We start from the raw sequence: 2,523 nt of genomic DNA, 5'->3' as shown, positions 1-2,523 counted from the left end.
TCGCCAAACAGCACACATGTCGCTCTGTCGGACCAGTCGAGAATACGGGTAAAAGTTTCGGCGCCGATTACGATGGCTGTCTTGAAGAGCCCCTGCTTCAGCATCGAATCGGCGGTGGCAAGCGCGAACAGGAAGCCTGAACATACCGCCTGGACATCAAAGGCAGCGCCGCCCATAACGCCGAGCTTGGCCTGAACCGATGTGGCCGTCGCGGGAAACGTCTGGTCGGGCGTCGTTGTCGCGACAATAATCAGGTCGACGTCACTCGCGGTGAGCCCGGCGTTCGAGAGCGCCTCTTTGGCCGCTTGGGTGGCAAGATCGGATGTCAGTTCGCCTTCTGCCGCGATATGCCTCTGGCGAATGCCGGTGCGCTCCTGAATCCATTCATCAGAGGTGTCCACCATCTTCGAGATGTCTTCATTGGTCAGGATGCGCGACGGCAGATAGGCGCCTGAGCCGCGGATAAAGCTTGTTCTATTGGACATTATTCTACTGCTTCTGGAGAAATTCCGAGTTTTGACACCCGTTTCAGACCTGCTGCCACTTCATCCATGTAATTGCTTTGCGCCAGATCAGAAGCGAGTTTGACAGCCGTAGCAAACCCTTCGGCATCGGTTCCGCCATGGCTTTTGACGATGACGCCGTTCAAGCCGAGCAGCACACCGCCGTTTACATTGGATGGGTTGAGCTTGTTCCGCAGATCTTTCAGGCCCGAGGCGGCCAGTGCAGCACCGGCTTTGGACAGGAGGCTGGAGGTCAGGGCCGCCCGGACATAAGTGGATACGAGCCGCGCTGTTCCCTCGGCGGTTTTCAGCGCAACGTTCCCCGTGAACCCATCGGTCACGACAACATCGACGGCGCCCGTGGAAATATCATTGCCTTCGACGTATCCCTTGAAATCGATACCGAGGTCGCGCGTGCGAAGGATTTCAGCCGCGAACTTGACCGCGTCCCTGCCCTTCTCGTCTTCAGATCCGATATTTAGCAGCCCAACGGTCGGCTTTTCTTTCCCAAACACAGCGCGGGCATAGGATTCGCCCATGACCGCAAACTCGACCAGCTGATCGGCATCAGCTTCAAGATTCGCGCCGACATCGAGCACCACAGAGCGGCCTTTCAGGGTCGGCCAGATGGCCGTCATGGCTGGACGGTGTACGCCTGCCATCTTTCTGAGCGACAGCATCGACATGGCCATCAGGGCGCCTGTATTCCCGGCCGATATGCCTGCAGCCGTTGTGCCGTCTTTCACCGCCTGTATGGCGCCGCCCATACTGGTTCCCTTCGCGCGGCGCAGAGCGGATGAGGGTTTAGCATCCATCGCCACGACATCCGGCTGATCCACGATTTCGCATTGGCGAGACCAGGACTTGCCGTTCAGCAGCCGCTTGAGTTCGTCTGCCCGTCCATGCAGCTGGATCGCAAATCCACTATTGCGGCCCAGAAATATATCGAGACCGTCAATGACGACTTGTGGGGCGGCATCGCCGCCCATTGCATCGATGGAAAGTGTGACTGGTTTCATTGCGGCCTTAAGGGGCTTTCGAATTGCGCGGACACTAGCACCATGCCTACGCGAGGCAACCAGTCGTGCGCTATCCGACTGAGCTTTTGTCGACCGATGCCAATCCTGACCTGCCGTTCAGAAGCTCATCGTCAGCAAGATTGCCCAGTTTCTCATGGGCGGTTTGCAGATAGGAAGCGACAAGCGGCTGAGCCGAGGGCTCGCAGATGGCATTGCGTCGGAGGACATCGCGCAGCGCTTTGGGTGCGTCAGCCTCTTTTAAAGCGGCCTGGATCGACTGACCCAAGCCAAAAAACGTCTCCCCCATCTTGCGAATCCGGCGCGCGATCGAGGCATCGCCCACACCTTTCTCGCGCAGGGCGGCATCGAAACCGTCAAAGATCATTATGTAGACGGCCTCGGAGTGTTTCGGCCCTTCGGGTTTTCGTCGTTCCAGCTCCGGCAGCAGCAATGCAGCGTGCAGCGCGACAGCGTGAAATCGCCCCTCGATTGTGTCGGGGATTCCGCCTTCGATAAACAGCCAGGGTTTGCGTGCTGCACTGTTCAGGTCATGATACAAGGCGGACGCTGTGCGGTGTCGCCCGGCGCGCTCTGGAAAAAACAGCTTGCTCAGCATTCGCATTCTGCGCTCCACAACTTGCCAATCGGTTCTGCCAGCCTGTAAGCGGGAATGGTGTAAGAGGAAATCAGAATGATCAAACGGTCTTTCATCGCCAGCCTTGCCATGGCCTGCATTGCATCAGGATGTGTATCATCAATCAAATCCTATCATGGCTATGCCCCTGACGAGGTTGCCCCAAATGCAATTACGCCGGGTGTCGATACAAGGTCGAGCGTCCTCGCGCAGCTTGGCTCGCCTTCAACCGAAAGCATTTTCGACGAGAACACGTGGATCTACATCACCACGATCCAGGAGCGTGTCGCCTTCTACCGTCCACAGATTTCAACGCGGACAGTGACAGCGATCCGGTTCAGTGAGGAAGACGTGGTCGCTGAAGTGC

General features: G+C 57.6%; 3 protein-coding genes and 1 pseudogene. 1 reads left to right on the top strand and 3 read right to left on the bottom strand.

Features of this window, described 5'->3' with window-relative positions:
- The 3 genes and pseudogenes from WA989_RS01535 to WA989_RS01525 form a co-directional block, all read right to left on the bottom strand.
- Positions 1–485: pseudogene (locus WA989_RS01535) on the bottom strand (3-oxoacyl-ACP synthase); the annotation flags it as partial.
- The gene (gene plsX / locus WA989_RS01530; RefSeq protein ID WP_424338769.1) at positions 485–1,522 is read right to left on the bottom strand and encodes a phosphate acyltransferase PlsX; all 1,038 of its coding nucleotides are present in this window, start codon (positions 1,520–1,522) and stop codon (positions 485–487) included. The gene plsX and the pseudogene WA989_RS01535, both read right to left, overlap by 1 nt.
- 70 nt (positions 1,523–1,592) lie before the next feature.
- The gene (locus WA989_RS01525) at positions 1,593–2,138 is read right to left on the bottom strand and encodes a ubiquinol-cytochrome C chaperone family protein (RefSeq protein ID WP_424338768.1); all 546 of its coding nucleotides are present in this window, start codon (positions 2,136–2,138) and stop codon (positions 1,593–1,595) included.
- A 75-nt stretch (positions 2,139–2,213) separates the two neighbouring features.
- Between WA989_RS01525 and WA989_RS01520 the strand changes: the two genes are divergently transcribed.
- On the top strand, positions 2,214–2,523 hold a 310-nt coding region (locus WA989_RS01520; protein ID WP_424338767.1), incomplete at its 3' end, for an outer membrane protein assembly factor BamE.

It is taken from the genome of Henriciella sp. (genome assembly GCF_049649345.1).
Classification (GTDB): Bacteria; Pseudomonadota; Alphaproteobacteria; order Caulobacterales; family Hyphomonadaceae; genus Henriciella.
Note: the sequence above shows the minus strand (reverse complement) of the source record. Positions and strands in the feature narration are given on the sequence as shown.

Bases quoted from the DNA above. Each gene is read 5' to 3' on its own strand.
- plsX (WP_424338769.1), bottom strand. From the start codon at position 1,522: ATGAAACCAGTCACACTTTCCATCGATGCAATGGGCGGCGATGCCGCC.
- WA989_RS01525 (WP_424338768.1), bottom strand. From the start codon at position 2,138: ATGCTGAGCAAGCTGTTTTTTCCAGAGCGCGCCGGGCGACACCGCACA.